Source organism: Sulfurospirillum sp. 1307, assembly GCF_054408545.1.
On the sequence record NZ_CP176011.1, the window covers coordinates 1,643,176 to 1,669,330 of the forward strand.

Below are 26,155 nucleotides of genomic sequence, written 5' to 3' on the forward strand. Positions count from 1 at the left end.
GTAAAAATACTTACTTTTTAAAGAAACTCATTGTTTTAATTTGATATACTAGCTTTTAAACTAAATTAAATGGAGGAATATATGAGAAAAATACTCATAATGACGTTGTTATTTGTAACAACACTAATGTATGCCGCACCAAAATATGGTGGAACATTGGTTTTCGGCAGAAGTGGAGATTCAGTTTCTCTTGACCCATCACATGCAACAGATGGTGAAAGTTTTTATGGCTCAACACAAGTTTACGATACATTGGTACAATTTAAATTAGGTACTACAGAGATAGAACCAGCACTTGCTACTTCTTGGGATATTTCAGAAGATGGACTAACATATATCTTTCATTTAAGAAAAGATGTATATTTTCATACTACAAAATTCTATAAGAAAAAATCTCAGTTTACTGCAGATGATGTCCTTTTCTCTCTTAATAGACAATTTCAAAAAGATCATCCATTTGCTAAGGTAGGAGGTTCTTATAAGTATTGGGGCTTTATGGATATGAGTAAAATCATTAAAAGTATTGAAAAAGTAGATTTATTTACTGTTAAAATTACTCTAAACAGAAAAGAAGCTCCATTTCTTGCAAATATGGCTATGGACTTTGCATCAATACTTTCAAAAGATTATGCATTTAGTCTACTAAAAGAAGGAAAAGAAGATAGACTAGCTAGATTCCCTATTGGAACTGGTCCATTTGTATTCCAAAAGTGGATTAAAGATGATAAAATCATATATACTGCAAACAAAGACTACTGGAATGGAAAACCATATCTTAAAAAGCTTATCTTAAAAGTTATCCCCAACTCATCTGTTAGAGCAGCTGAGCTTAAAGTAGGGTCTATTCACGTTATGGACTTTCCAAATCCTGAAGAAATCCCTGCACTTGATGCAAATAAAAAAATAAAACTTATCAAGCAAGAAGGACTAAATGTTGGCTACATGGCATTAAATATGCACAAAGTTAAAGCATTTCAAGATGTTAGAGTAAGACGTGCAATAAACTATGCTATTAATAAAAAAGCTATTGTAGATGCTATTTATGCTGGTTTTGGTAAAGTAGCTGATTCTCCACTACCTCCTACAATGTGGGGATACAACAAAAATATCAAGCATTATGAGTATAACCCAGAAAAAGCTAAAAAACTTTTAGCAGAAGCTGGATATTCTGATCTTAAGTTTGAGATATGGGCTATGCCTGTTGTTCGTCCTTACATGCCAAATGCAAGAAAAGTTGCAGAAGCTATGCAAGCTGACCTTGCTAAAATTGGAGTAACAACCAAAATCGTAAGCTATGACTGGGGTACTTACCTACAAAAAACTAAGATGGGTGAGCATGACATGGCACTTCTAGGTTGGACAGGTGACAATGGTGACCCTGATAACTTCTTATTTACTCTACTTAGTAAAGCAGCAGCTAATAAACCAGCTCAAAATATTGCTTTATGGAAAAATGATGAGTTCAATACTTTAGTAGAAAAAGCAAAAGTTATCACTGATGTTGCAAAAAGAACTGAACTTTATAAACAAGCTCAAGTTGTTTTCAAAAAAGAAGCTCCATGGGTAACTATTGCTAACTCTATCGTAGTTGAGCCAATGGTAAATAAAGTAAATGGATTCAAACTTGACCCAGTAGGTAAAAGAAGATTCCACAAAGTATGGATTGCAAAATAATCTCATACACCACTCTACATGTAAAGATTTTTCTTTACATGTAGAACTATGATTATGGTTTTGTAAAACTCTTTGAAACTGCCCTTATGCACTATATGTAGTGCGTAAGGGCAGTTTATAAAAGGGCTTCATAAAACTATGCGGATTAAATAACTTAGGAGAATATTTGTTTAGTTACATAATAAAACGCTTAATGTGGTCTGTACCAACACTATTTGGCGTTTCACTACTTGTCTTTTTGATGGTACATTTAAGTCCTGGTGACCCTGCTATCACACTTCTTGGAGATCATGCAAATAAAGAATCTGTTGAGAAACTTCGTGAAGAAATGGGTTTAAACAAGCCTCTTTATGAACAATATTTTATATTTGTAAAAAGAGCTGTAACTGGTGATTTTGGAAACTCTATGAAAACAAAACAACCAGTTTTAGAAGAATTTAAAGAAAGATTTCCAGCTACGGTTGAACTTGCAACAGTAGCTATGATACTTGCTGTTATCTTAGGTATTGCAGCTGGTATAATTTCAGCTATTAAAAGATATTCACTTTTTGATTATTCAGCAATGTTTGTAGCACTTGCTGGTGTTTCTATGCCAGTATTTTGGCTTGGTCTTGTCATGATTTACTTTTTTTCAGTAAAACTTGGGTGGCTTCCAGTCTCTGGACGACTTGGGTATGAATTTTATGTTGATGATGTGACTGGTTTTTATCTAATTGATACGCTTTTGGCAAATGATTATGAAGCATTTTGGGATGCGCTTAAACATCTTATAATGCCAGCAATTGCACTTGGTACTATTCCTATGGCAATTATTGCTAGGATGACAAGAGCTAGTATGATTGAGGTTATGAAAGAAGATTACATTAGGACTGCAAGAGCAAAAGGTTGTAGTATATTTTCAGTTATCATGATACATGCTCTAAGAAATGCATTGATGCCAGTCATCACTGTTATTGGCTTGATGTTAGGAACTTTGTTTGCTGGGGCAATTTTAACTGAGACTACATTTTCATGGCCTGGAATTGGAAAATGGATAATAAATGCAGTTTATCAAAGAGATTTTCCTATAATCCAATCAGCAACCCTTATAATTGCAACAATGTTTATCGTAGTAAATTTAATAGTAGATTTACTCTATGCTCTTATAAATCCAAAGATAAGGCTTAGCTAATGAATAATGAAAATAAAATTTTAGAATTTATAAAGCAATTTAAGAAAAACAAGTCTGCTGTTGTTGGATTTTTCATAGTTTTAGTACTTATCATATTTGCTCTTTTTTCACCATGGATTGCAACGCATGGCCCACTAGATCAAAACTTAGCAAATAGAGTTTTACCACCAATGTGGGATGAAGGAGGAAGTGTCAGTAATATTTTAGGAACAGATGATTTTGGAAGAGATCTTTTTTCAAGAATAGTATATGGTGCTAGAATATCTTTGATGATTGGGGCGATTTCTGTTGGTATTTCGCTTCTTTTTGGTCTTATAATGGGTGTTTTTGCAGGTTATTTTGGAGGAAAAACAGATACAATTATCATGCGTATAGTTGATATCATGCTTTCAATCCCTGCAATGCTTTTAGCTATCGTAATCGTTTCTATCCTGGGACCTGGGCTATTTAATGCCATGATTGCTATTGGGATAGTTGGAATTCCAACTTATGCTAGGATTGTAAGAGCTTCAGTTATGGCTGAGAAAGAAAAAGAGTATGTAATTGCTTCAAGAGTTAATGGTTCACATAATTTAAGATTGATGTTTAGAGTTATACTTCCAAACTGTACAACTCCTATCATAGTTCAAGCAACAATGGGATTTGCTTCAGCTGTACTTGAAGCTGCTGGTCTTAGCTTCTTAGGACTTGGCGCGCAACCTCCTACACCAGAGTGGGGAGCAATGCTAGCTGATTCACTTCAATACATTACAACTGCTCCTTGGATGATTTTTTATCCAGGTCTTGCAATTTTCTTAACAGTTCTTGGTTTTAACCTTGTTGGTGATGGACTTATGGATGTTCTTGATCCAAAATTGAAGGAGAAATAATGATAGATTCTACACGAAGTGTTAGCTTTAGTCGCGAGGAATTTATCAAAGAATTCACTTCTTTGATAAAGGGGGCAATATAATGTTACTAGAAGTTAAAAATCTAAAAACATATTTTTATTCTGATGATAATGTAAACAAAGCAGTAGATGATGTCTCCTTTAGTATCCCTGAAGGCAAAACTGTATGTATTGTTGGTGAGAGTGGTAGTGGGAAAAGTATAACTTCTCTTTCAATTATGGGGCTGATTGATAGACCTGGTAAAATAGAAGGTGGAGAGATAATTTTTGAAGGTGTTGATCTTTTAAAAAAAGATATGAAGTATATGAGAACAATTAGAGGTGCAAAAATCTCTATGATTTTTCAAGAACCAATGACTTCACTAAATCCTTCATATACTGTTGGTTTTCAAATAGATGAAGTATTAAAACTTCACCATAAAAATTTAAACAAAAAAGAGAGATATTTAAAAGCTATTGATGCTCTAGAGCTAGTTGGTATGCCTTATCCTGAAGAGAAGTATAATGAGTATCCATTTAAGCTAAGTGGTGGTCAAAGACAAAGAGTTATGATTGCTATGGCTATGGCTTGCGAGCCAAAACTATTGATAGCAGATGAGCCAACTACTGCACTTGATGTTACTATTCAAGCACAAGTTTTAGAACTTATGAACAAACTTCAAAGAGAAAAAGGAACTTCGATTCTTTTTATCACTCATGATTTAGGAGTTGTTGCACAAATGGCTGATGAAGTAGTTGTAATGTATAGAGGACATGTTGTAGAAAAAGCAAGTGCAAAAGAGTTATTTGCTGATCCTAGACATCCTTATACAAGGGCACTTTTAAACTCTATTCCAAGTCCTGGAAAACACAAAAGAAAATCAAGACTTGATACAGTTGATGATAGTATAGATTATCTTCAATTTCCAAGGGAGATAAGATGAGTACTCTTTTTGAAGTAAAACATTTAAAAAAACATTATGAAGTTAAAAAAGGCTTATTTGCAAAACCTACTACAATAAAGGCAGTTAATGATATAAGCTTTGAAGTTAAAAAAGGTGAGATTTTAAGTATCGTTGGTGAGAGTGGATGTGGTAAGAGTACTACAGCTAAACTTTTAATGACTATTGAAAAGCCAACTGCTGGAGAGATATTTTTTGAAGGTAAAGACATCACAAAATTTAGTGAAAAAGAGCTTCAAGAATATAGAAAAAAAGTTCAAATTATTTTCCAAGACCCATACTCGTCACTTAATCCTAGGTGGAAGGTTGGCAAAATCATTGCTGAGCCTTTGAAACTAAATACAAACTTTAGTGATAAAGAAATCAAACAAAAAGTTTTAGAAATCATGGAAAAAGTTGGTCTAAGAGAAGATTGGTACGATAGATACCCTCACCAATTCTCAGGTGGCCAACGCCAAAGAATTGGAATAGCAAGAGCATTAGTAATAAACCCTGAAGTAATCATTTGTGATGAACCAGTAAGTGCACTAGATGTTTCAATTCAAGCACAAGTTTTAAATCTATTGTTAGATTTACAAGAAGAATTTAATCTTACTTATGTATTTATTTCTCATGACTTAGGAGTAGTTGAACATATAAGTGATAGAATTGTAGTTATGTATTTTGGAGATATCGTTGAAAGCAGTGATGTTGATACCATATTTGAACATCCAAAACATGAATACACTAAAACTCTTCTTAGTGCAATTCCAAAGATAGAGTTTTAATCCTTTACATGTAAGAACTTTTTCTTACATGTAAAGTTATTAACTGACCTTACGCACTATATGTAGTACTTGATGTTTTTTGCAACATTTCATTGGTAGACAAAAAGTTGAAAAGCTACTTATTGTAACTTGAAACTTTTTAACGCCTGGGGGGGGTGTTGCAAAAAGCACCCAAAGGGTAAAGCAATAAGGCGTTATCTGAAGGCGTTAGATTTTTTCACCTTAGCTTTAGCTAGGCTTTCAAGAATCTGCCTTGCATATAACGCCTTCTTGTTTTATCAAGAACTATATCTAGTGCGTAAGGTCAGTTATTAACTCCAAATTATTTTATACTCGAATAAATCGTTTTTTGAAATATCTATTGAGCCTTTTAGCTGTTTTAAGACAAGAGAATGAATAAGTTTTAAGCCTAAAGTATTTGGTTTAGAATCATTGAAATTATAACCATCCCCTGTATCACTAACTATCAATATATACTTACTTGATTCATATGATAGTTTTATGTATATCTCTCCAGCACATTTTTTAAATGCATGTTTTATAGAGTTTGATATTAATTCATTAATTATAATTCCAATATAAACAGCTTTACTAAATGGTAGAGTAATATTTATATCATAATATATTTTTATATTTTCTTCCATGATACTACCTTGTATCTCTTCACACAATTGTATAATATATTCTTTCATATCTATAGTTTCAATATCATTTTTTAAACAAAGTAGTTCATGAGTTTTGGCAACAGCCCTTATTCTTTTTTCAAGTTTATAAAATTCATCTATTGAATTTTTATTTATACTTGCTCTTCTTTGTAAACGGGTAACTGATAAAATTAATTGCAAATTATTTTTAACTCTATGTTGCAACTCTTTTAAGAGTAGATTTTTATCAGATAAAGCTATATTTAATTCTTTGGTTTTCTGTTTTACTTCATTTTTAATTACACTTTCTCTTGAAGACATCTCTTTTACTAGCTTTTCATGTAACAATTTCTTTTCATGAGAAAGAATATTTATGGTATCTGTAAAAGCTAATAGCAAAAATACACCTTCTAAAAAAGTTAAAAAAAGTATTATCTCAGGAAGTTCATATACTGTGGATATTAAACCTATTGCATCTAGTGTTAATAAAAGATAAGCAATCAGTAAAAACGACCAACCAACAATAAAAAACCTTGCTCTTTTATTTCCTTTTTTATGTACGTAAACACCAGCAAATCCATTAAAAGCTACAAATATAATACCCAACAACATTGCCACTTCAGGTACATAAAACAGTGGTGTCCCAAATAAAAATATTTGCAATATAGCTGCTATTATTAATGATTTATATATCCTATACAAGAGCGAATATTGTTTTACATTTAAAAAACTTATAGCATAAATAGATGCCGTTATTATTGCAGCACTAACTTTTAGGACTAAAAGCATAGTAAAAATTTCATTAAACCAAGAAGGTGCATATAAAAGTATAAAACCAGTGTACTCAAGCTGTTGAAATGCTGTTGTAAAAAGATACAAAACAAACAAACCATAACTAATATTTTTTGTATAAATAAATAAAACTAAACTATATATCAAGATAGCTGATAGCAAACCAAATAAGAATACTATAAAAAATTGCTTTTGTTTATCTTGTTGTATGAAATCTTTTGTATTGTAAATATTAACTCCAAATGCAAATGAAGTTGTAGTGTTTTTTATCCTTACAAAAATTTCTCTCTTCTCTTTTGGTTGCAAAATAAAAGAGTAAGAAGGAAAAATTTCACCTCTTTGTTTATTTACATGTAGCATACCAGACTTATATACTTTAAAGTTCTTCTTACTATCAAAGAAAAATACATCCTCTAGCATAGGATTAGAAAGAACTATAGATTTAGTTAGCTTATGATTTGAGTTATTTTGAAATTCAAATTTCAACCAAACAGATATTTTTGCATTAAAGCCAAAATTTACACGCTCTTTTCTTAATGGCTCAAATTTATTTGATTTTTGTATATCATTTATAGTTGTGTTTAGTGAAGATGTTAATATACTAGATTTAACAAATAATCCATCTGTTTGTATTTCATTAGCAAAACACAATACATGTAAAATAAATATAAAAATTAAAAAAAAAGTTTTTTTCACAATAACACCTCTTAATAAAAGAGTACTATTATACAAAAATTCATAAAAAATTGTAAATTAATTATGTTTTAGCTAAAATTCGCAACAAAAAAGGAGAAACATGCAAGTAAATATAATTTATTGTAATCAATGAGCATATAGACCAATAGCTTCGCGTGTCGGAGATGAAATATTGTCGGTTTATCCAGATGCTGATTTGATAGGAATACCAAGCTTCGGAGGAGTTTTTGAAGTTGAAGTTGATGGAAAAAATATTTTTTCTAAAGAAAAAGACGGAAGATTTCCAATCCAAGGAGAAATCATAAAAAGAATTAAAGAGTTAGAATTTAACTCTTAAAACAGTGGCACTATAAAAGAAAGTGTTACAACACAAAGAAGTGTTTGGAGTGTGATGATGGAGGCCATGAGGCTTGTGTCACCTCCAAGCTCTCTTGCTAATATATAACCACTAACTGCTGTTGGCATTGAGCCAAATATCACTAAAATTGCTAAAAAATAACCTTCAATTCCAAATAGTCTTGCTACAAAATAAATAACCATTGGAAAAAGTAAAAGCTTTACTATAACTGAGGTAAAAAGCTCTTTTTTAGCTAATTTAATCTGCCCAAATTCTAAACCTACTCCCACAGATAAAAGTCCGAGAGGAAGTGCTGCATTACTTAAAATGGAGAGTGTTTTTAAAAGTACTAATGGAAGTGCAATTTCTCCAGCATTTATACTTCCACCTACAATGCATGCTAAAATCAAAGGATTTTTTACAATAGTTTTTAAAAATGATACAAATGAGAACTTGCCATTTCTTAGATAAATTGCAAAAGTAGAAATACAAAGAATATTTATAAAAGGAATAACAAAGGCCATTATAATAGCTGCAGTTACTAATCCTTTATCTCCATAAAGAGAATCAACAAAAGCTAAAAACACATAAGAGTTAAATCTAATACCACCTTGAACTATCGAAGTAAACGCTGGATTTTTAAAATCAATAAAAAGTTTAATAAATAAAAGAATTAAAAAGACTACAAATATGCTAACTAAAGCACTTGAGACTAATTCTAAAGCTTCGGATAGATTAATTTTTGCAACCGATAGTTTATATACCAATAAAGCAGGGAAAAGTACATAGTAAGTAAATCTATCAGCCATCGGCCAAAAATCGGTTGAAGGAAATTTTAGTTTTTTAAAAAAATACCCTAACAGTATTAATGAAAAAATAGGTATTAGGGTATTTATGATATGCTGCATCTGATTTTATGCTTCCATTTGCTCTTTATAACTTTCATAATCGCCTTTAAAATCAACAACGCTACCATCAGGTTTAAGCTCTATGATGCGATTAGCAAAAGCATCAATCAACTCTCTATCGTGAGTAACACAAACAACATTACCCATAAATTTAAACAGCCCCTCTCCAAGAGCAATAATAGCTTCTAAATCAAGATGATTATCAGGTTCATCAAGAGCTAAAAAGTTACCTTTTTGAAGCATCATCTTAGAGAGCATCATACGGTGCTTTTCTCCACCGCTGATATTTTTTATGCTTTTATTTTGCTCTTCACCACTAAAAAGCATTCTTCCTAAACATTTTCTTATCTCATCTAAATCATTTTTTTCATCAAAAGCTTGAAGCCACTCAAAAAGCTGCTCATCGCCATCTATTATCTCTGTTGTATTTTGAGGAAAATAACTAGGCTCAATCGTAGCTCCCCATTTTATCTCTCCACTATCAGGCTTTAATTCTCCCATGATTATGTTAAGCAATGTAGTCTTACCAACTCCATTTGGCCCTATTAAAGCAATCTTATCGCCCTTTTCTACTTTAAAGCTAAAATCTTTTAAAACTTGATTATCTCCATATGATTTTGAGATATTTAAAACTTCTAAAATCTCATTTCCTATATCTCTTTTCATTTTAAAAACAATACTTGGATCTCTTCTAGTTGAGCTCTGCAAATCTTCGATATTTAGTTTTTCTAGTCTTTTTTGACGGCTAGTAGCTTGTTTTGCTTTACTTGCGTTTGCGCTAAATCTTCTTACAAATGATTCTAATTCTTCTTTTTCTTTTAGTTTTTTAGCTTGCTCTAACTCTTTTTGCTTTATTATTAAATTAGCAGCTATATACCAATCATCATAATTTCCACTAAATTCTCTAATCTTTTTATAATCCACATCTAATATATTTGTACAAACTGCATTTAAAAAGTGTCTATCATGAGAGATTACAACCATCGTACCCTCATGTCTTTTTAACTGCTCTTCAAGCCAAGCAATTGCTTCTAAATCGAGGTTGTTTGTTGGCTCATCTAAAAATAAAACATCAGGTTTTGGATACAAAACTTGAGCAAGTAAAATCTTAAATTTATCGCCACCTGTAAGAGAACTCATAAGGTCATTATGAGTTTCAATAGGAAAGCCAAGAGCACAAAGTATTTTTTCAATATTTACATCAACCTCATATGTTGGGTCCTCTTCAGCGCAAATCATTTCAAGCTCACTAAGTCTTTCATTGACTTTATCATCTTCAAAATCACCATTCATATAAAGTTCTTCTTTTTCTTTGATAGCATCAAAAAGTCTTTTATTTCCTATCATAACAGCATCTTTTAGAGTAAAATCTTCATATGCATACTGATTTTGACTAAGAACACCTACTTTTAAACCATTTTGTATTGAAACATTTCCACTAGTTGGCTCAATCTCACCACTTAAAATTTTCATAAATGTACTTTTTCCAGCACCATTTGCTCCAATTAAGCCATATCTTTTTCCTGCATCTAATTTTAAATTGATATCTTCAAAAAGGAGTTGAGATGAAAATCTCATCGTTAAATTATTTACTTCTACCATATATTTGCCTATCTATATTTTTTCGCGATTATACCATAATTTTGAAATCTTGCTAAAAAGTAAAAAAAATTTGATATAATATCATCAGGTTATGGAGAGAACAAAATGTTAACACAAATCAACAGAATAAAATTGGACTCAATTTTTAAAGATGAGAAAAACTTTTTTGTAAATCAAAAAGAAAAACTTGTAAAAAAAATACTCGAGTATATAATAACTAACGACCTTTGTAAATATCCTTTTATCACACAAGAAGAAGTTGCCCATGAATTTTATGATGCATTATTTTCTTACAATAAAGAGTTTTATTCGCAACATCTTTCATGGCTAAAAGAAAATCATTTTACATCAATGCAAATTTTATCTTCACTTATGTATGAGTTACTAGCTGAGTATATACAAGAAGATAAAACAAAAGAACAACTAGCTCATATGACAAAAACACTAAATTCTCTACAAAAAAATATCGCAAACACTCTAGTGCAAAATGAAAAACCATTAGAATTATTACCATATGTTCCCAAAAACCCAGCTATACATTATCTTCACAATATGTACAAGCTAGAAAGAGACATAAGATTTATAACACATTCCAAACTAGGAACTGCACCTTCATTTATAAACCTTGTTCAAATCGGTTCGTACTCAGCAATTATAAAAGTTTCACATGAACAATTAGTAATGTTAAAAGATAATTGCACATCATTTATCCTAAAAAATTTAGATGATGAGAAAAATTTTAGTGTAAGAGCTAAAATATTATCAGATTTAGATAGTATAGTTTTAATTGACGATTTAAAAGAGCTAGAGAGCTATCCTCTTTTAAGCAGAAAATACCCTAGAGCCTCTATAATACACGCAAGCCTTGTTTACATTGCAAATGAAAATGAATACATCTCAGGAAATATGCTAGACATTAGTGAAGGCGGAATTGGAATTATGAGTTCATCTTCAGGAGATTTTGAAAAGGGTCAAGATATTGTTGCTTTTATATCTTATGAGGATGAAGCAAATAATTTTAAATTTTCTTTCGAAGCAAATGGAATCATTACAAGTATTATCGGTAAGAAAAATGCATTTAGATATGGAATACAACTATTTTTAGATGAAAGAGAAAGACAAATAGTTTCAAATCTTGTAAATATTCTAAATAGAAATAAAAAGAGTAAAGAGTAGAAAATTTGCTATAATTTTGTCAAAAAATGGATATAAATGACAAAATTTAACTCTTTTAACATCATTTCTTTATCAGCGATTTTCATAGTATCCATAATATCATATTTAGATTTTATACCAAGAGATACTCTTTTAAAATTAAAAGATATTTTTATGGGTATAAATATACTAGCACTTGGCTTTTCGCTTTATTTTTCGAGAAGTAAAATCTTTGTTTTGCTTTTTATCCCTTTACTATTTAACCTATACATGTTTTATCCAAACTTAATAGGCCTTGATGGTGGCAAATATTCATTTTGGCATATATATCCAATCTCAACTGCTATTAGTTTTTTATTTATAGGGATATTAGAAGAAAGAGGAGTATTTTGTTACTATGGCCTAATAAAAATAATTGCTATGTTTTTTTTATTAGCCATAACATACTATCTTTTACATGATTTTTCATTGCAACTAAAAATGGCACTAGATACAAAAATCTTTGATTTTACACTACCTAGTTTTATCAAAACAAATCAATTAACTATTATTTTATTTATCATTTCTATTATATTTAATTTTACAATACTATTTTTCAGAAAAATTAGTCATACTGAATTATCAATCTTTTGGGTATTGATAGCTTTATTGGTACCTAGTTTATTTTTCAAAACTCAATCAGCATTCATTTTATTTAGTGCTTTGGGTTCTTTACTTTTTATAACTGCTCTTTTAAAAGATGCTTACACAATGGCTTATATTGACACTCTTACTCAAATTCCAGCTAGAAGAGCCTTAGAAGAAGAGTTTTTAAAATTGGGCAATAACTTTACACTTGCTATGGTAGATATAGATCACTTCAAAAAATTCAATGATACTCATGGTCATGATGTAGGAGATGAAGTTTTAAAGCTAGTTGCAAGTGAGCTTAAAAAAACAAAAGGTGGAGCAAAAGCTTTTAGATATGGTGGAGAAGAATTTACAATACTGTTTTCAAACAAAAATTCTAAAGAGGCGTTGCCTTTTTTAGAAGAGACTAGAGAAGCTATAGAAAAAAGGGACTTTAAATTAAGAGCAAAAGATAGACCAGATAAAAAACCAGAAAAAATACAAAAAAGAGATAATCAAAAAGTTCTACATGTAACAGTCAGTATAGGAGTTGCAAACTCTACGAAAAATGTGAAAAATCCAGAAACAATTTTAAAAAATGCAGATCTTGCGCTATATCAAGCAAAAAGCAAAGGAAGAAATTGTATAATGACGATATAAGTGTAATTAATACCTAGAGGATTGTTAGATGAAAAGCCTTACATGTAGTAAATCTGAATGTAAAAGAATGCTAGTAAAATCAAAAAAGATGGACTTTAAAGAATTAGAAAAATTTGCAATAAAATGCTCTAATTGTGGAGATTGGATATTTAAAGAGGAAAAATTTGCCAATATAACATACAATGAAATTGCTTCTAGGTATGCCCAAGAATTTATGAGAAAAATGAGATATTTTTCATAAAAAAAGGGGAGGAAAATCCTCGCCTTTTTAGTGTAAATCGCTATTTAAAACAACTTCTCTTTGACTTCTTAGTGCCATTATCATTCCATTTGTACTGTTTTGTCTAAAGTGAATTCCATTTAATCCAGCCAATTCTAAACCTTTAAAAAATTGTATATCTTCATCAGAATCTTTTGCTTCAAATTCAGGATTTACCTCTTTGATTTTTTCTAATTGTTCTTTTTTTACAGCTATTTTTGTACCTTCTAGTATTGCAATACCAGCATCAACGATACAACCATCTCCAAGAGGAATGCCTGTAACTGAATTTGCTCCAAGAAGAGTATTTTCTCCTATACTTACTGGATTTCCATTTGTTCCACTAAGAACTCCTAAGATACTAGCTCCTCCTCCAACATCTGCACCTTTTTTTACAACAGCAGAAGAGCTAATCCTTCCTTCTACCATAACAGGTCCTGTTGTTCCAGCATTAAAGTTTATGTAACTAGCCCCTGGCATAACGGTTGTTCCTGCGCTCAATTGTGCACCCATTCTAACTTTACTAGCATCTAAAATCCTAGTGTTGTCTGCTGGAATTATGTGTGCTAAATATCTTGGAAACTTATCAACTGATTCGATGATTGGATAAGTTCCATCTAATTTCATCTCTATCTCATTTGCTCTTAGCCAATCAAGCTCTAAAGGAACTCCACCACTCCAAGCTACATTTTCTAAAACTCCAAAAGCTCCATTTAGATTTAAACTTCTAAGTTCAGCTTTTCCTGTTGAAAGAGCATAAAGTTTTAAATAAACTGCTTCAACACTTTTAGGAGATTCATCTTCAAAGATAAAGACTAATCTATAATCATCTCTTAGCTTATCAACATCACTTATCCAATGAAGTGTTTTAATAACTTGTACATTTTTATGTGCATCACCTTCCGCCTCATCTAAAAATGGGGTAAATGCTTTATAAGCTCTTTTTACAAATTTTTTATTAACATCACAAGTAAATTCACTTCCACTAAAATCAACCTCAACTCCACTATCTAGCAATGCTGCTACAAAAATAGCCGCACTTCCATAGTTTTCATTCCAATTGATAACAGGAAAATTTGCCTGTAAAATTTTATCACGATTTAATTGCCCTCTATCAACTCTAGCAATTCCAAAACCTATTGGTTTTTTATATCCTTCTATTGATTCAGTTTTTTCAACTAGAGCTTTAAACTCTTCAACATTTTTTATTTTTTTCATATACATTACCTCTTTGAATTTTGCTTTTATTATATCAAACAGGAACAAATAAAAAGATTAATTTTATCGGATTTATTTATGTAGGTTACAAGGGGAGAAATTGGCAGAGTTTTTTAACTCTGCCTTTATCTTTTGAAGTGTTTTGTTTTTTTGTATCTCTAAACCTTAGAGCTATTTAAACACCTCAACCTCCACTAGATGAGGTAGTTGAACAAGCGCTTACGCCTGGAGGTGTAGTTGGTTGAATTGCTTCGTTACTAGCACCACCTTCTTCATTTACTTTTTCTATCTCTTCCCATAGTTTATTTGCTGCTTCTTGATATCTTTTTGCAGTTTCGCTATCTGGAGCAAAGAATACCACTGGTTTTCCAGCATCTCCACCTTCTCTAACAGCAGGCTCAATTGGAATCTCACCTATAACTTGTGTCTCAAACTTCTCAGCTAATGGCTTAGTTGTACCTTTACCGAAGATATCATACTCTTTTCCACTATCAGGGCAGATAAATCCACTCATATTTTCCATAATACCAGCGATTGGAATATGAAGTTTTTGGAACATATCAAGACTTCTTACTGTATCATCAAGTGCAACTTGTTGTGGAGTTGTAACACAAATACCAGCAGTCACAGGAACACTTTGAGCTAGTGTAAGCTGAGCATCACCAGTTCCTGGAGGCATATCGATGAACAATACATCTAAATCACTCCATAAAATATCTGCTAAAAGTTGCTCGATTGCTTTCATGATCATTGCCCCTCTCCAAATTAGAGATTGGCCCTCTTCCATCAAACTTCCCATACTCATCATTTCTATACCATGAGCCAAGATAGGTTTAACTTTTTGTCCAACAATCTCAGGAGCCTTTCCAACAACACCTAACATTCTAGGAATATTTGGACCATAAATATCAGCATCTAAAAGTCCGACTTTTTTACCTTGACTAGCAAGTGCAATAGCTAAGTTTACAGTAGTTGTTGTTTTTCCAACACCACCCTTACCACTACTTACCATAACAAAGTTTTTGATATGTGGAGCTATGTTTTTACCACTTTGTGAATTACTCATTTGTTTTGGTGGTTTTGGTTGCTTTATAGCTACATCTACTCTGCTAGCACCTAATTTTTTTATAGTTGCATCGATATTTGCTTTTAATTCATCTGCAATCTCTTTACTTGCTGAGAGAATATCTACTTCAACAAATACATTAGAATCAGTTACTTCTATATCTTTTACAAATCCAAAAGTAACTATATCTTTTTCAAATCCTGGATACTTTACACCTTTTAAGGCTTCAAGTATACTATCTTTATTTAACATCTATATAAACTCCTTACTTTATCTTTAGATAAGGGAATTTAACACAAAAAAGATAAAAAAAAGCTTTTATAATGTATAATATCGTAACACTTAAGGAAAAAAGGACAAAAATTGCCTGATTTATCCCTTATCATGTTGGGAGCTGGGTCTTCAACTAGGTTTAAGATGAATGTAAAAAAGCAATGGTTAAGAATTTCTCACTCACCATTATGGCTTTATACTACACAACAAATCGAGAAAAATTTTGAATTTAAAAACATCATAATAGTTTGCTCTGAAGACGAAATAGAATACATGAAACTTTATAATAACTCTTATACATATGTTAAAGGTGGAGATACCAGACAAGAATCTTTAAAAAACGCACTTTTACATGTAGATACAAAATTCGTCTTAGTTAGTGATATCGCAAGAGCTTGCGTTCCTAATAGTATGATTCAAAGAATAATTAATGAAAAAGAAAATGCTGATATAGTTGTTCCTTACTTAAAAGTACATGATACTGTTGTATATGAAGGTAATACAATCAATAGAGATGAAGTAAAACTTATCCAAACTCCACAACTATCACTTACTAAATCTTTAAAAGAAGCTCTACATGTAGAAACATTATATACAGATGATAGTAGTGCTATAAAGGCTAATGGTGGCAGAGTAAAGTATGTTTTGGGAGATAAAAAAGCCGATAAGCTAACCACACTTGAGGATATACATGTAATAAAACATTTAGATGGACCTTGTGATGATACATTTGTTGGTTTTGGATTTGATGTTCATCAGTTTTGCGAAAATAAAGAAATGTGGCTTGGTGGAGTTTTGATAAATGATAAAAGAGGTTTTAAGGCTCATTCTGATGGAGATGTTGCTCTACATGCACTAATTGATGCAATTTTAGGAGCAATTGGTGCTGGTGATATTGGTGAATTGTTTCCTGACAATGATGAAAAATATAAAAATGCTGATTCTAAAAAACTACTAGAACAAGTTGTATCATTTGTAAAAAAAGTAGGATATGAAATCATAAACACTGACATAACAATCATGGCTGAGACTCCAAAGTTATCACCATATAAAGACAAAATGAGACAAACGATAGCTTCTATATTAGCAATTGATGTAATAAGAGTTAATGTAAAAGCAACTACAACTGAAAAATTAGGATTTGTTGGAAGAAGTGAGGGGGTTGGTGTCAATGCTGTTGCGACACTCAAATATATTAATTGGAAAAAAGAGAATACATTTCAAGAAGAACTTGAAACAAAGAGGGCAAAATGAAAATCTTAATAGTAGAAAATGAAATCTATCTAGCTCAGAGTATTGCATCAAAACTTACAGAAGTTGGCTACACTTGTGAAATAGCAGCATCTATAAAAGATGCTCTAAAAGATGAGAAATATGATGCTGTTTTATTATCTACAAATATTTCTGGACAAAACTTCTATCCAGTGATTGAAAAACACAAATCATCTATAATTATTTTAATGATTTCATATATTAGTAATGATACAGTTTCAAACCCTATAAAAGCAGGTGCAAGTGATTATATCCAAAAGCCTTTTATGATAGAAGAATTGATTAGAAAACTTAGACATTTAAGCTATTTTAATGAGCTTAAAAGAGAAAATAAAACATATAAAGATTATGTAAGAAATCTTTTTGAAAGTAGCGATTTAGAACCAATAAATTCAAAAATCAAACTTCCAGTACTTCTAAAGACAAATTATCAAAAGCACGCAGATGCAATTGCATTTCATTATGCATTTGAAGTTGGAGAGTTTTTTACATTTATCTCTCTTAGTGAAGATGATGCACTTGAAAAAATAGTTAAAACCCCTTTTAATGAACTAATGTACGTAACAAATTTACAAAACATTAAAAAAAGTGATAAATTAAAAGTATTGAACCTCATAGAAAACAGACACGCCATAATCTCAACAACAGATATAAACGAAACTCAAGATATCATACAAGAGATTGAAGTTTCAACAGAAAACAAAGTATTTGACCAAGGTAATATCCTTAGTATTGATGATTATGTTAAATATGTTATAGTAAATTTTCAAAATAAATTTCCAGATACAGAATTATCAAAGAAATTAGGAATTTCACGAAAGAGCTTGTGGGAAAAAAGGAAAAAATATGGAATCGCAAAAAAGAAGTAAAAATAGACAAATATTTATAGATAAACAAGCATTAGCAACCCTTTCTTTTGCTAAAGAAGGAATTTTATCGCCTGTTACTGGGCTTATGAATGAAAAAGAAGCAAAAGAAGTTGATAAAACTGGATTTTATAAAGGTATTCCTTTTCCATTTCCTTTTATAATTGCTCCTTTTGGTAGAAAAAATACTGCTGTTTTAACTACAGCAAAAAGGGGTGAAGTTCTTGATTTTGTAGTTGATGGTGAGATCAAAGGACATATAGTAGTCGATGAAGTATATAAAATCGATAAAAAAAGAAGAATTGAACAAATTTTTGGAACATACGATACAGCAAATCCTGAAGTTCAACTATTTTTAAAAAGGCTTGGAGATTATGCAGTTTGTGGAGAGTATGAATTAGACTTTGATGACATAAAAGATGTTAAAAGAAAAATTCAAGAAGCAAAAGATAAACTAAATCCAAAATGTGTAGCATCAGTGATGATGAGCGCTAAACCATTTCATAGGGCACATGAAAGATTGATTAGAATTACTTTAGAAAAAACTGATTTATTGGTTATCTTTTTACTAAAACCATATACTCAAGATAAAATTTCATATGAGCTTCGTTTGAAATCACTTCAGTATTTCGTTGACCATTACTTACCTAAAAATAAAGTCGTAATCGTACCTTTTGAAAACACTTATATATTTGCAGGATATAATAATGCTGTATTAGATAGTATTTGTGCTCAAAACTTGGGATGCAATAGATTAGTTCTTGGACAAAACCATAGTGGTATAGGAATGTACTATGACAAAAATGAAATCAGATCTATCTTAGATAAATATGATTCATTAAAAATAGATGTAGAAATCATAACAGAGTTTGTTTACTGCAATGAATGTAGAACTTTAGTTAGTAAAAATACTTGCCCTCATGGACAACATCATCATATAAAATATGATTCTCCAACACTCTCAACGCTTCTAGAAGCTGGTATATTACCACCTGCAGTGTTAATGAGAAAAGATATTTCAGCCTTGCTTCTAAGTGAAATGTTTCCAAATAGATTTGAAAACATCCAAAAAATATATGACAATATATTCCCAACTTCAGGCTTACTAGAAAGCCACAGTGAACAAGACTTTTATTTGGAACTTATGAATTTACATCAAACAGTATCACTAACTTAAAGGTTTTTTATGAGAAAAATATTTTTGACATTTTTTTATAGTGGACTCTCTCCAATAGCTCCTGGTACAGCTGGAAGTTTAGCAGCTTTGCTTGTAGGATTTATACTTTTACAATATATTCCAGTTGATACTCTTTTTTTATTAACTATTCTTTTGAGTATTGTTGCTATTAAAGAGATAGATAAATACGAAAAACAAAGTGGAACTCATGATGATAAAAGTATCGTGATAGATGAAGTAGTAGGACTTTGGCTTGCTTTTTGTATAGCTTCAGGAAACTTAACTCAAATCATACTTAGTTTTATATATTTTAGAGCTTTTGATATATACAAACCTTCAGTAATAGGAAGGATTGATAGAAATGTAAAAGGTGGTTTAGGAGTTGTAGGAGATGACCTTTTAGCTGGATTATTTGCTGGAATTTGTAGTGCTGGAACTTGGAAGATATATAATGAATTTATTCTTCCACTATTTTAAATCCATCTCTCTCAAAAGCTTTAGCAAACTCTAAAAATTCATTTTTTTGGGCTTTACTAATCATCAAAGTCCAAAAAATTCCATCTGCCTTATAGTCTTTATTTTGTACATGTAAATCACTGTGTTTTAAAAAATGCTCAAACCTATCACTTATAGAGTAAATCGTAAAAAAATCAACTTTTTCTTTTTTTTCATATTTGATTAAATTAGCTTGAGATATTACCTCTTTTGCACTACCTCCATAAGCTCTAACTAATCCTCCAGTGCCTAGTTTTATGCCTCCAAAGTACCTAACAACTAAAATTCCACACTCTATTAACTCACTTCCTCTCATAACATTTAAAATCGGAGGTCCTGAAGTTCCTTTTGGCTCGCCATCATCGCTACTATTTTCTACAATTTGATCAAACTCATTTAAAAATCTTTTAGCCCAAACTATGTGTCTTGCTTTTGGATGCTCATCTTTTAGCTTTACATGTAAAGAATCAAATCCATGTATTGGAACTATAAAAGAGATAAAAGTAGATTTTTTTACTTCTAATTCACTTTTATAAATATTTTCAACACTAAACAACTAAAAATCTCCCTATTTTTAACTCAAATTCATAACTGACCTTACGCGATATATATAGCGAATAAGTTCTCAGTTAATTGTACTTTAACAATTTATCTCATAAAATATCCTTATAGCTTTTTAAAAATCAAGGATTTTATATGTCAAAAAACAAATCATCTAAAGTTGTAGACACTATCATAGACTTTGCTCTAATAGTAGCTATAAGTTTTGTAATCTTCTCACTAGCAATCTATCTTGGAGCACCTTTGTGGTTGAGCCTGATAATAGTTGCCTTATGGGGTGCATTTACAGGATACAAACCAAAAGCACTTAGAAAAACATTTTCATTTTTATACAAAGATGAGGAGTAAAACTCCTCTTTAAGATAACTCTTTTGCCCTATCATATGAAGCTTTAATAGCTTTTATAAAACTATCTCTTACTTTTCCATCTTCTAGTTTTGTAATGCCTGCAATGGTAGTTCCTTTTGGAGATGTAATTTTATCTTTTAGTATTGCAGGATGCTCATTTTGTAAAACTGCACCTACTCCTTCAAATACTTGAGCAATATATTCATAACTTATATCTCTTTTTAATCCAAGATTTACTGTCCCATCACTTAAAGCTTCAGCAACAAGGGCCAACCAAGCAGGAGATGAACCAGCTAATCCTGTTGCCATATCCAACTCATCTTCACTGTTTAGCCAAAAACATTTTCCAATACTACTTAAAATCTCAATTGATTTATCTTTTAGCTCTTCATCACCGCAAAGAGAAGTTGCTGACTTTCTAACAAGTGCTGCCATATTTGGCATAGCTCTTACATAGTAGTTTGCTTTAATTTTTTCCTTTAGTTTAGCTAGTGTAACGCCAGCCAAAATAGATATAAGACCATCAGCTTTTCCTTCTACATGTAAAGAATTTAAAGACTGAGGTTTTATAGCAAGTATAACAACAAATCCATCTAAACTTGGGATTTCATTTACTATTTTAATCGATTTATATAATGCTTTTAAACTTTTTTCTTTTTCTTTATCTCTAATTACAACGGTAACATCATAATCACTCAAACCTTGAAGCATAGCTCCACCCATATTTCCAGCACCAATTAATAGCAATCTCATGTATATTTCCTATTTCATATTTTTTTGTATTATATCTAAATAGTATAAAAAGATGTAAATTAGTAACATATTTAAAAAAACTTAAATAAAAAATATAGTTTTTCATATTAATCCTAAAATATAATGATAGACTATGTCAATATAAGGAGATAAAATGAATGCTTACGAATATGCAATGAAGGTTGAAAAAGAAGGTGAAGAATTTTACAGACAATTAGCAAATGAAACTAATCAAGATGGTCTAAGAAAAATTTTTACAATGTTGGCTAATGAAGAGGTTAAGCACTATAACGTATTTAACAAATTAGCTAAAAATTCAGATAATATCACAATTCCTAATATGGAAGTATTTAGGGATGCTAAAGAGATATTTTCTGAAATGGCAAAAGAAAGCGTTGCTTATGATATGAGTGATCAGCAGATTGACTTTTATAGGCGAGCTATAGCAACAGAAGATAAAGCATATGAAGAGTATATGCAAAAAGCAAATGAATCAACAAATCCTCAGCATAAAGAAATTTTTCTTAGAATTGCTGAAGAGGAGTTAAAGCATAAAGAGATTTTAGAAAATATATTAGAATATATTGAACATCCATCTCAATGGATTGAAAGTGCCGAGTTCAGAACTCTTGGTGCGTCATAGCAAATAGGGACAATAGTCCCTATTTTAACAATCTTACTGAATTGTCATAAAAGATTTTATGGCACATCTAATTGATTTTGGTATATCTAAACCTTTTTTGTCCATAAAATCTGTTTGAACTTGATATATAAGTTCACCTGAAATAATAAATTTAAAAACTACATATCCAGCATATAATTTGCTTTGTTCAGTTTTTTTACCTGGGTCTAAAACATCATTTTCGTATATATAATACACTATATTTAATTTTTTATCTTTTATTTTGCTCTTTTGTTCATATGTTTTTAAAATGGATTTTGTAATTTTATCCATATCTTCAAGCTTTACATAATCAAATAATCTACTTTTGGAATATTTGGCTTTTTCCACAGATGAATTTATGACTATATTGCCACTTTTCAATAAGTCTTTTGCTATTTTAACTTCATCATATTTATATATTTTTTCAAAAGTTGTTAATTCTTTTTGACAATCAAGACGCATCGATTTAGCAACTGTTTTTTTATTTAATTGGTCATAAGCTGACTTTGAAATTATAAAGATTAAAAAAAATCCAATTGCTAAAAAAAGATATTTACTCTTAAACACAGATTTTTCCTTATTATTTTTATCATTTTTGCATAAGAATACACTTTTTTTGAACATATGTCAAGAAATTTAGATTAAATCTTGCTATAATTTTGAAAAGGAGTAAAAATGGGAAGACATAAAATAAAAAGAAATTGTTTTTTTATACCAGAATTTACACATTTTAAACCTGAAAATTCTAAGGGAACGATGAAAATAAACAGTGATGAAATTGAAGCTCTGTTTTTACTAGACTATCAAGATATGTACCAAGAAGAAGCAGCTAAAAAGATGAATATTTCACGTCCTACACTATCAAGAATTATAAAAAATGCAAGAAAAAAACTCACAACTGCCCTAATACTAGGTTATGAAATCAAGATAATTCATGAAAAAGATAACTTTATTGTAGCCATGAGTATTTCAAATGAAAATGATTTTTCTCATTTATCAAATTCAAATGAATTAATAGCACTAATTCACTTAGAAAATAAAACTATACAAAAAATAACTTATATTAAAAATCCAATGTATAAGCAAGAGTCAAAACCAGCTAAAATCCTTCCTGAACTACTAACAAAATACAAAGTACACTATTGGGTAACAAATCAAATAGGAGAAGGGTTTAAAAGCTCACTACTTGCAAATGGGATATTTTCAAGAATCAAAGATGGGTTTAAATCAAAAGATGAAATTGTAAAGTTTTTATGTTGCAATTTCTAGCACAGTAGTTTTATTTCTTCCCTCTTCTTTTGATTTATAAAGCCCTCTATCAGCTCTTGCAATCAAGCTTTCTACAGTATCATCTTCTTTTATAACGGCAGCCCCTACGCTTGCAGAAATACTTTTTACTTTAGTAAATTTTGTATTTGCTATAGCATTTCTTATCTTTTCTGCTATCATAAACAAATTCTCAATATCAATATCTTCAACGATTACTATAAACTCTTCTCCTCCCCAGCGACCAAATATATCTATTTCCCTTATATTGTTTTTTACGACACATGAAAACTCTCTTAAAACTTCGTCTCCCCTATTGTGACCAAAAGTATCATTTACATTTTTAAAATAATCTATATCAAGTATAATTACACCAAATGGAATCGAATTTCTCTTATACTTTTTGTATAAATGTGTTAAAACATTATTTATTTTGTTTCTATTGTACGCTTTAGTCAAGAAATCTGTAGTAGAAGCTATTTTGAGTTCCTTTTCATAGTTGTATCTATACTCATAACTTTTTGCATATACCAGTTGCATTATCATAGCTGTAAAAACTCCAGGATATAAAAGAGTAGCATAATTCATATGCTCAAAATTGCTAGCTACGCCAATAAATCCTAAAAAATGAGGGAATATAATCACACTAAGGGAATAAATAAAATTGCAGTACAATGGAAATGCTTGGAAAACTAAAAGACCAAAAAACAAAAAATACATAAAGCCAGCAATACCATAACTCATTCCAGAGTCCAATTTATTTAAAATAATAACAAATATAAACTCTGAGAACAGTATAGATACTACACTCAAAATAAATAAAAATCTTACATTTTTAAAATAAAAAAAAGCAAATCCAGAAATAGAAAATATAATCAAATAACTAAGACGCAAAAAAATAGTACTCTGAGCACCTATAGGATCTAAATTATAGTCCCAAATCCAAAGTATTGGGCCTAAAAAAGCATAGAGAAAAAACAGTAAACCACTTATATGCTTGTGATCTTCAAACTGTTTAATTAAATAATCTTTATCTTTTAGTAATAAGTCTTTAAAATCCAAAAGATAAAGTTTTATAGCGTTCATACTTGAACCTTTCATGATATATGTTATCAAGAATATTTACAACCAACTCTACCTATACTAAAATGATAACCAAACTTAACCTTAATTTTTATTAAAAAAGTATATTTTATTAAGAATTATTCTGACACAATAAGATTTTTTCTTTTACAAAAGTAGTGCAAAATAGGGGAATTAAAGATTAGTGGCGGACAGAGAGGGATTCGAACCCTCGGTAGAGTTACCCCTACGCATCCTTAGCAGGGATGTGGTTTCAGCCAGCTCACCCATCTGTCCGTATGCTTTAAAGTTAGAGCGAAATTATACCATTTAAAGATAATAACTCGCTTAAAGCGAGCTATCATCTCTATATAAAACTTACATCACTACCTTTAGTAAGCTTTTCTAGAAGCTTTTGTAATTTTTTTACTTCATTATCTCCTGTATTTTTTGCTTCTGCTATTTTTTCTTTTAGCATAGCAATCATTTCAACTTTACCCAAAATTTTCATTTTTGCTCCTTTTGAAATTATTTACCTTCAAAAAAGCAAAGAATGTTCCTTATGGGTGCTTAACAACTCCATTATAAAATGGAGTACATTTAGTTTCGGCTTTCTTTGGTTCAGCTTTTTTCTTAGATTTTCCAAAAAACGAACTTATCATACCAACAACTTCTTGTACTTGCTCTTGTGATACTTTGGTAGTTTCTAAAGAGCTTCCTTTAGGATTTGAGATCGTTCCACCAAATCCTTGGGAATATTTTGCGCAACCTTTCTCATCTAAAATAGCAACTTTAACACCATTTAGACTTTCATTTACTAAATTGATACTTCCTTTTAGTGCTATACGATTTTTTAAACTACTCATAGCAACATCACTTAAATTTACAATTCCATTTTTTATATCAGCTTTTACATGTAGATGATTTAAGGCTGTTGTTCCTCCTTTTAATCCACCCATAGGATCTTTTCCACTTGCACTATTTTCTAATGCATTAGTTAAAAGAGAAGTTCCAGTTTTTTTCAAGTCTCCACTTTTTAAATCACTTAAACTCTGGGCAATTTTATCTATATCATAACCATTAATTCCAACACTCTTACCATCTAGTAAGATATAGCCATTCATACTTTTCTTTGCACTCTTTTCATCAAGCCCTCTAAAACTAGCTTTTAGTTCAGAATTAACAACACCTTTTAGTAAATCACTATCTAAAATCTCTTTAGAAAAATTTTCTAATTTTAGATTTGGAATAAGCTCTTCGAAATCAACTTTTGCAACTTTGCCACTCATATCAACTTTTGCATTTGCACTTGCTTTTGAGCCAAATATAGTATATTTCATACTTTTAAGTGTAGCAACTGCATTTTTAAGTGCAAAATCAAGAGATATATCATTGACATTGTATTTGTTATAAGTTAGCTTTTTAATATCAACATTTGCTTTTAAAGCTAAAGCTTTTAAGCCTTCTTTCGCACCATTTAAGCTTATATCATTGATAACTACATCTATATTTTTAACGCTAGCTTTGGATTTTGTTTGCTCATCTGTATATAAAACATTTGCATTGTCCAATCTAATTTGACCAACATTAAGCAAAGGTAATTGTGCTTTTTCATCAGATTGTTTAACTTCTTTTTTTTCTTGAGCTTTTTTTACTGGCTTTACTTCAAAATTAAATTTGGCATTTTTATCTTTTTTGATATTTAAATCAAGATTTGAAAGAACAACATACTTTACTTTGTATTCACTAGATAATAGTGGCAAAATCTCAACTGCAACAGCTAGCTCATCAAACGATGCAAACTCTTTTTTGTTTGGAACTGCTAATTTTACAGTTTTTATACTAAGTCCAACTGGTGAAAAAGATACTTTTATATCTCCATCTATCTTCAAATCATATCCTGAAGCCTTTTTTACTGCTTCTTGTAATTTTGGTTTATATTGGTTTAAATCCAACATTGATATTGTAACTAAAAGGCCAACTATGATTGCTGCCATCAGACCTGTGCTAATTATCAAAAACTTTTTCAT

The 26,155-nt window shown here is 30.5% G+C and carries 27 protein-coding genes and 1 tRNA gene; 16 read left to right on the plus strand and 12 right to left on the minus strand.

Going from position 1 to position 26,155, the window contains the following annotated elements; translation table 11 throughout:
* Positions 1-81 precede the first annotated feature (81 nt).
* The 5 genes from ACKGJI_RS08315 to ACKGJI_RS08335 all read left to right on the plus strand — a co-directional run bounded on the left by ACKGJI_RS08315 (position 82) and on the right by ACKGJI_RS08335 (position 5,442).
* A complete protein-coding gene (locus ACKGJI_RS08315) occupies positions 82-1,674 on the plus strand; it encodes an ABC transporter substrate-binding protein (protein ID WP_458699820.1) in 1,593 nt (530 codons plus the stop codon).
* A 166-nt stretch (positions 1,675-1,840) separates the two neighbouring features.
* Positions 1,841-2,845, plus strand: coding sequence for an ABC transporter permease (locus ACKGJI_RS08320; RefSeq protein WP_458699821.1), 1,005 nt, complete (start codon positions 1,841-1,843; stop codon positions 2,843-2,845).
* Complete coding sequence (locus ACKGJI_RS08325) at positions 2,845-3,714, plus strand: ABC transporter permease (protein ID WP_458699822.1); 870 nt, start codon at positions 2,845-2,847, stop codon at positions 3,712-3,714. Before ACKGJI_RS08320 ends, ACKGJI_RS08325 begins: the two co-directional genes overlap by 1 nt.
* A gap of 82 nt (positions 3,715-3,796) precedes the next feature.
* Positions 3,797-4,657: an ABC transporter ATP-binding protein gene (locus ACKGJI_RS08330; RefSeq protein WP_458699823.1), complete on the plus strand. Its 861-nt coding sequence runs from the start codon at positions 3,797-3,799 to the stop codon at positions 4,655-4,657.
* A complete protein-coding gene (locus ACKGJI_RS08335; protein WP_458699824.1) occupies positions 4,654-5,442 on the plus strand; it encodes an ABC transporter ATP-binding protein in 789 nt (262 codons plus the stop codon). Before ACKGJI_RS08330 ends, ACKGJI_RS08335 begins: the two co-directional genes overlap by 4 nt.
* 311 nt (positions 5,443-5,753) lie before the next feature.
* Here ACKGJI_RS08335 and ACKGJI_RS08340 read toward each other — a convergent pair whose 3' ends face one another.
* Positions 5,754-7,574, minus strand: coding sequence for a 7TM diverse intracellular signaling domain-containing protein (locus tag ACKGJI_RS08340; RefSeq protein WP_458699825.1), 1,821 nt, complete (start codon positions 7,572-7,574; stop codon positions 5,754-5,756).
* 145 nt (positions 7,575-7,719) lie between these two features.
* Here ACKGJI_RS08340 and ACKGJI_RS08345 point away from each other — a divergent pair, with 145 nt between their 5' ends.
* On the plus strand, positions 7,720-7,911 hold the full coding sequence (locus ACKGJI_RS08345) for a SelT/SelW/SelH family protein (protein WP_458701719.1): 192 nt from the start codon (positions 7,720-7,722) through the stop codon (positions 7,909-7,911).
* Here the strand turns inward: ACKGJI_RS08345 and ACKGJI_RS08350 are convergent.
* Both ACKGJI_RS08350 and ACKGJI_RS08355 read right to left on the minus strand, forming a co-directional pair.
* On the minus strand, positions 7,908-8,819 hold the full coding sequence (locus tag ACKGJI_RS08350) for an AEC family transporter (RefSeq protein ID WP_458699826.1): 912 nt from the start codon (positions 8,817-8,819) through the stop codon (positions 7,908-7,910). The genes ACKGJI_RS08345 and ACKGJI_RS08350 overlap by 4 nt on opposite strands.
* 6 nt (positions 8,820-8,825) lie before the next feature.
* The gene (locus tag ACKGJI_RS08355) at positions 8,826-10,421 is read right to left on the minus strand and encodes an ABC-F family ATP-binding cassette domain-containing protein (RefSeq protein WP_458699827.1); all 1,596 of its coding nucleotides are present in this window, start codon (positions 10,419-10,421) and stop codon (positions 8,826-8,828) included.
* A gap of 105 nt (positions 10,422-10,526) precedes the next feature.
* Here ACKGJI_RS08355 and ACKGJI_RS08360 point away from each other — a divergent pair, with 105 nt between their 5' ends.
* From ACKGJI_RS08360 to ACKGJI_RS08370, 3 genes are read left to right on the plus strand one after another with little or no spacing between them, the layout of a single operon-like run.
* A complete protein-coding gene (locus tag ACKGJI_RS08360; RefSeq protein ID WP_458699828.1) occupies positions 10,527-11,597 on the plus strand; it encodes a PilZ domain-containing protein in 1,071 nt (356 codons plus the stop codon).
* 36 nt (positions 11,598-11,633) lie between these two features.
* Positions 11,634-12,845: a GGDEF domain-containing protein gene (locus ACKGJI_RS08365; RefSeq protein WP_458699829.1), complete on the plus strand. Its 1,212-nt coding sequence runs from the start codon at positions 11,634-11,636 to the stop codon at positions 12,843-12,845.
* A gap of 28 nt (positions 12,846-12,873) precedes the next feature.
* Positions 12,874-13,086: a hypothetical protein gene (locus tag ACKGJI_RS08370; protein WP_458699830.1), complete on the plus strand. Its 213-nt coding sequence runs from the start codon at positions 12,874-12,876 to the stop codon at positions 13,084-13,086.
* 27 nt (positions 13,087-13,113) lie between these two features.
* Here ACKGJI_RS08370 and ACKGJI_RS08375 read toward each other — a convergent pair whose 3' ends face one another.
* Positions 13,114-14,328, minus strand: a complete 1,215-nt coding sequence (locus ACKGJI_RS08375; protein ID WP_458699831.1) for a tetrahydrodipicolinate N-succinyltransferase N-terminal domain-containing protein — start codon at positions 14,326-14,328, stop codon at positions 13,114-13,116.
* A 178-nt stretch (positions 14,329-14,506) separates the two neighbouring features.
* Positions 14,507-15,640 carry an Mrp/NBP35 family ATP-binding protein gene (locus ACKGJI_RS08380; RefSeq protein ID WP_458699832.1) on the minus strand — a complete coding sequence of 378 codons (1,134 nt, stop codon included), beginning with the start codon at positions 15,638-15,640 and terminating at the stop codon, positions 14,507-14,509.
* 111 nt (positions 15,641-15,751) lie between these two features.
* On the opposite strand from ACKGJI_RS08380, the gene ACKGJI_RS08385 reads away from it, so the two are divergent.
* The 4 genes from ACKGJI_RS08385 to ACKGJI_RS08400 are packed head-to-tail and all read left to right on the plus strand — an operon-like array spanning position 15,752 to position 19,453.
* On the plus strand, positions 15,752-16,915 hold the full coding sequence (locus ACKGJI_RS08385; protein ID WP_458699833.1) for a bifunctional 2-C-methyl-D-erythritol 4-phosphate cytidylyltransferase/2-C-methyl-D-erythritol 2,4-cyclodiphosphate synthase: 1,164 nt from the start codon (positions 15,752-15,754) through the stop codon (positions 16,913-16,915).
* Positions 16,912-17,802: a response regulator gene (locus ACKGJI_RS08390; protein ID WP_458699834.1), complete on the plus strand. Its 891-nt coding sequence runs from the start codon at positions 16,912-16,914 to the stop codon at positions 17,800-17,802. The genes ACKGJI_RS08385 and ACKGJI_RS08390 overlap by 4 nt, the downstream gene beginning before the upstream one ends.
* Positions 17,780-18,976, plus strand: coding sequence for a sulfate adenylyltransferase (locus tag ACKGJI_RS08395; protein WP_458699835.1), 1,197 nt, complete (start codon positions 17,780-17,782; stop codon positions 18,974-18,976). Before ACKGJI_RS08390 ends, ACKGJI_RS08395 begins: the two co-directional genes overlap by 23 nt.
* Before the next feature lie 9 nt (positions 18,977-18,985).
* The gene (locus ACKGJI_RS08400; RefSeq protein ID WP_458699836.1) at positions 18,986-19,453 is read left to right on the plus strand and encodes a phosphatidylglycerophosphatase A family protein; all 468 of its coding nucleotides are present in this window, start codon (positions 18,986-18,988) and stop codon (positions 19,451-19,453) included.
* On the opposite strand, the gene ACKGJI_RS08405 is transcribed toward ACKGJI_RS08400, so the two are convergent.
* Entirely contained in the window at positions 19,434-20,027 is a 594-nt protein-coding gene (locus tag ACKGJI_RS08405; protein ID WP_458699837.1) for an IMPACT family protein, read from the minus strand. The two genes, ACKGJI_RS08400 and ACKGJI_RS08405, sit on opposite strands and share 20 nt — an antisense overlap.
* 140 nt (positions 20,028-20,167) lie before the next feature.
* Here ACKGJI_RS08405 and ACKGJI_RS08410 point away from each other — a divergent pair, with 140 nt between their 5' ends.
* Positions 20,168-20,380 (plus strand): hypothetical protein, encoded by a 213-nt coding sequence (locus tag ACKGJI_RS08410; RefSeq protein ID WP_458699838.1) that lies wholly within the window; start codon positions 20,168-20,170, stop codon positions 20,378-20,380.
* A 9-nt stretch (positions 20,381-20,389) separates the two neighbouring features.
* Here ACKGJI_RS08410 and proC read toward each other — a convergent pair whose 3' ends face one another.
* A complete protein-coding gene (gene proC / locus ACKGJI_RS08415; RefSeq protein ID WP_458699839.1) occupies positions 20,390-21,133 on the minus strand; it encodes a pyrroline-5-carboxylate reductase in 744 nt (247 codons plus the stop codon).
* Between the two features lie 154 nt (positions 21,134-21,287).
* Here proC and ACKGJI_RS08420 point away from each other — a divergent pair, with 154 nt between their 5' ends.
* Positions 21,288-21,776 (plus strand): ferritin-like domain-containing protein, encoded by a 489-nt coding sequence (locus ACKGJI_RS08420; RefSeq protein ID WP_458699840.1) that lies wholly within the window; start codon positions 21,288-21,290, stop codon positions 21,774-21,776.
* A 33-nt stretch (positions 21,777-21,809) separates the two neighbouring features.
* On the opposite strand, the gene ACKGJI_RS08425 is transcribed toward ACKGJI_RS08420, so the two are convergent.
* On the minus strand, positions 21,810-22,364 hold the full coding sequence (locus tag ACKGJI_RS08425) for a hypothetical protein (protein WP_458699841.1): 555 nt from the start codon (positions 22,362-22,364) through the stop codon (positions 21,810-21,812).
* Positions 22,365-22,472: 108 nt separating this feature from the next.
* Between ACKGJI_RS08425 and ACKGJI_RS08430 the strand changes: the two genes are divergently transcribed.
* On the plus strand, positions 22,473-23,066 hold the full coding sequence (locus ACKGJI_RS08430) for a DUF134 domain-containing protein (RefSeq protein ID WP_458699842.1): 594 nt from the start codon (positions 22,473-22,475) through the stop codon (positions 23,064-23,066).
* Here the strand turns inward: ACKGJI_RS08430 and ACKGJI_RS08435 are convergent.
* The 4 genes from ACKGJI_RS08435 to ACKGJI_RS08450 form a co-directional block, all read right to left on the minus strand.
* Entirely contained in the window at positions 23,049-24,149 is a 1,101-nt protein-coding gene (locus ACKGJI_RS08435) for a GGDEF domain-containing protein (RefSeq protein ID WP_458699843.1), read from the minus strand. The genes ACKGJI_RS08430 and ACKGJI_RS08435 overlap by 18 nt on opposite strands.
* A 182-nt stretch (positions 24,150-24,331) precedes the next feature.
* Positions 24,332-24,422: transfer RNA gene (locus tag ACKGJI_RS08440), tRNA-Ser, on the minus strand.
* A 70-nt stretch (positions 24,423-24,492) separates the two neighbouring features.
* Positions 24,493-24,636: a hypothetical protein gene (locus ACKGJI_RS08445; RefSeq protein WP_458699844.1), complete on the minus strand. Its 144-nt coding sequence runs from the start codon at positions 24,634-24,636 to the stop codon at positions 24,493-24,495.
* A 49-nt stretch (positions 24,637-24,685) separates the two neighbouring features.
* The gene (locus ACKGJI_RS08450) at positions 24,686-26,155 is read right to left on the minus strand and encodes an AsmA family protein (RefSeq protein WP_458699845.1); all 1,470 of its coding nucleotides are present in this window, start codon (positions 26,153-26,155) and stop codon (positions 24,686-24,688) included.

Coding starts and splice junctions, on each gene's coding strand:
- ACKGJI_RS08315 (WP_458699820.1), top strand. CDS start 82: ATGAGAAAAATACTCATAATGACGTTGTTATTTGTAACAACACTAATG.
- ACKGJI_RS08325 (WP_458699822.1), top strand. CDS start 2,845: ATGAATAATGAAAATAAAATTTTAGAATTTATAAAGCAATTTAAGAAA.
- ACKGJI_RS08330 (WP_458699823.1), top strand. CDS start 3,797: ATGTTACTAGAAGTTAAAAATCTAAAAACATATTTTTATTCTGATGAT.
- ACKGJI_RS08335 (WP_458699824.1), top strand. CDS start 4,654: ATGAGTACTCTTTTTGAAGTAAAACATTTAAAAAAACATTATGAAGTT.
- ACKGJI_RS08350 (WP_458699826.1), bottom strand. CDS start 8,819: ATGCAGCATATCATAAATACCCTAATACCTATTTTTTCATTAATACTG.
- ACKGJI_RS08355 (WP_458699827.1), bottom strand. CDS start 10,421: ATGGTAGAAGTAAATAATTTAACGATGAGATTTTCATCTCAACTCCTT.
- ACKGJI_RS08360 (WP_458699828.1), top strand. CDS start 10,527: ATGTTAACACAAATCAACAGAATAAAATTGGACTCAATTTTTAAAGAT.
- ACKGJI_RS08365 (WP_458699829.1), top strand. CDS start 11,634: ATGACAAAATTTAACTCTTTTAACATCATTTCTTTATCAGCGATTTTC.
- ACKGJI_RS08370 (WP_458699830.1), top strand. CDS start 12,874: ATGAAAAGCCTTACATGTAGTAAATCTGAATGTAAAAGAATGCTAGTA.
- ACKGJI_RS08375 (WP_458699831.1), bottom strand. CDS start 14,328: ATGTATATGAAAAAAATAAAAAATGTTGAAGAGTTTAAAGCTCTAGTT.
- ACKGJI_RS08380 (WP_458699832.1), bottom strand. CDS start 15,640: ATGTTAAATAAAGATAGTATACTTGAAGCCTTAAAAGGTGTAAAGTAT.
- ACKGJI_RS08390 (WP_458699834.1), top strand. CDS start 16,912: ATGAAAATCTTAATAGTAGAAAATGAAATCTATCTAGCTCAGAGTATT.
- ACKGJI_RS08395 (WP_458699835.1), top strand. CDS start 17,780: ATGGAATCGCAAAAAAGAAGTAAAAATAGACAAATATTTATAGATAAA.
- ACKGJI_RS08400 (WP_458699836.1), top strand. CDS start 18,986: ATGAGAAAAATATTTTTGACATTTTTTTATAGTGGACTCTCTCCAATA.
- ACKGJI_RS08410 (WP_458699838.1), top strand. CDS start 20,168: ATGTCAAAAAACAAATCATCTAAAGTTGTAGACACTATCATAGACTTT.
- proC (WP_458699839.1), bottom strand. CDS start 21,133: ATGAGATTGCTATTAATTGGTGCTGGAAATATGGGTGGAGCTATGCTT.
- ACKGJI_RS08420 (WP_458699840.1), top strand. CDS start 21,288: ATGAATGCTTACGAATATGCAATGAAGGTTGAAAAAGAAGGTGAAGAA.
- ACKGJI_RS08430 (WP_458699842.1), top strand. CDS start 22,473: ATGGGAAGACATAAAATAAAAAGAAATTGTTTTTTTATACCAGAATTT.
- ACKGJI_RS08435 (WP_458699843.1), bottom strand. CDS start 24,149: ATGAACGCTATAAAACTTTATCTTTTGGATTTTAAAGACTTATTACTA.
- ACKGJI_RS08445 (WP_458699844.1), bottom strand. CDS start 24,636: ATGAAAATTTTGGGTAAAGTTGAAATGATTGCTATGCTAAAAGAAAAA.
- ACKGJI_RS08450 (WP_458699845.1), bottom strand. CDS start 26,155: ATGAAAAAGTTTTTGATAATTAGCACAGGTCTGATGGCAGCAATCATA.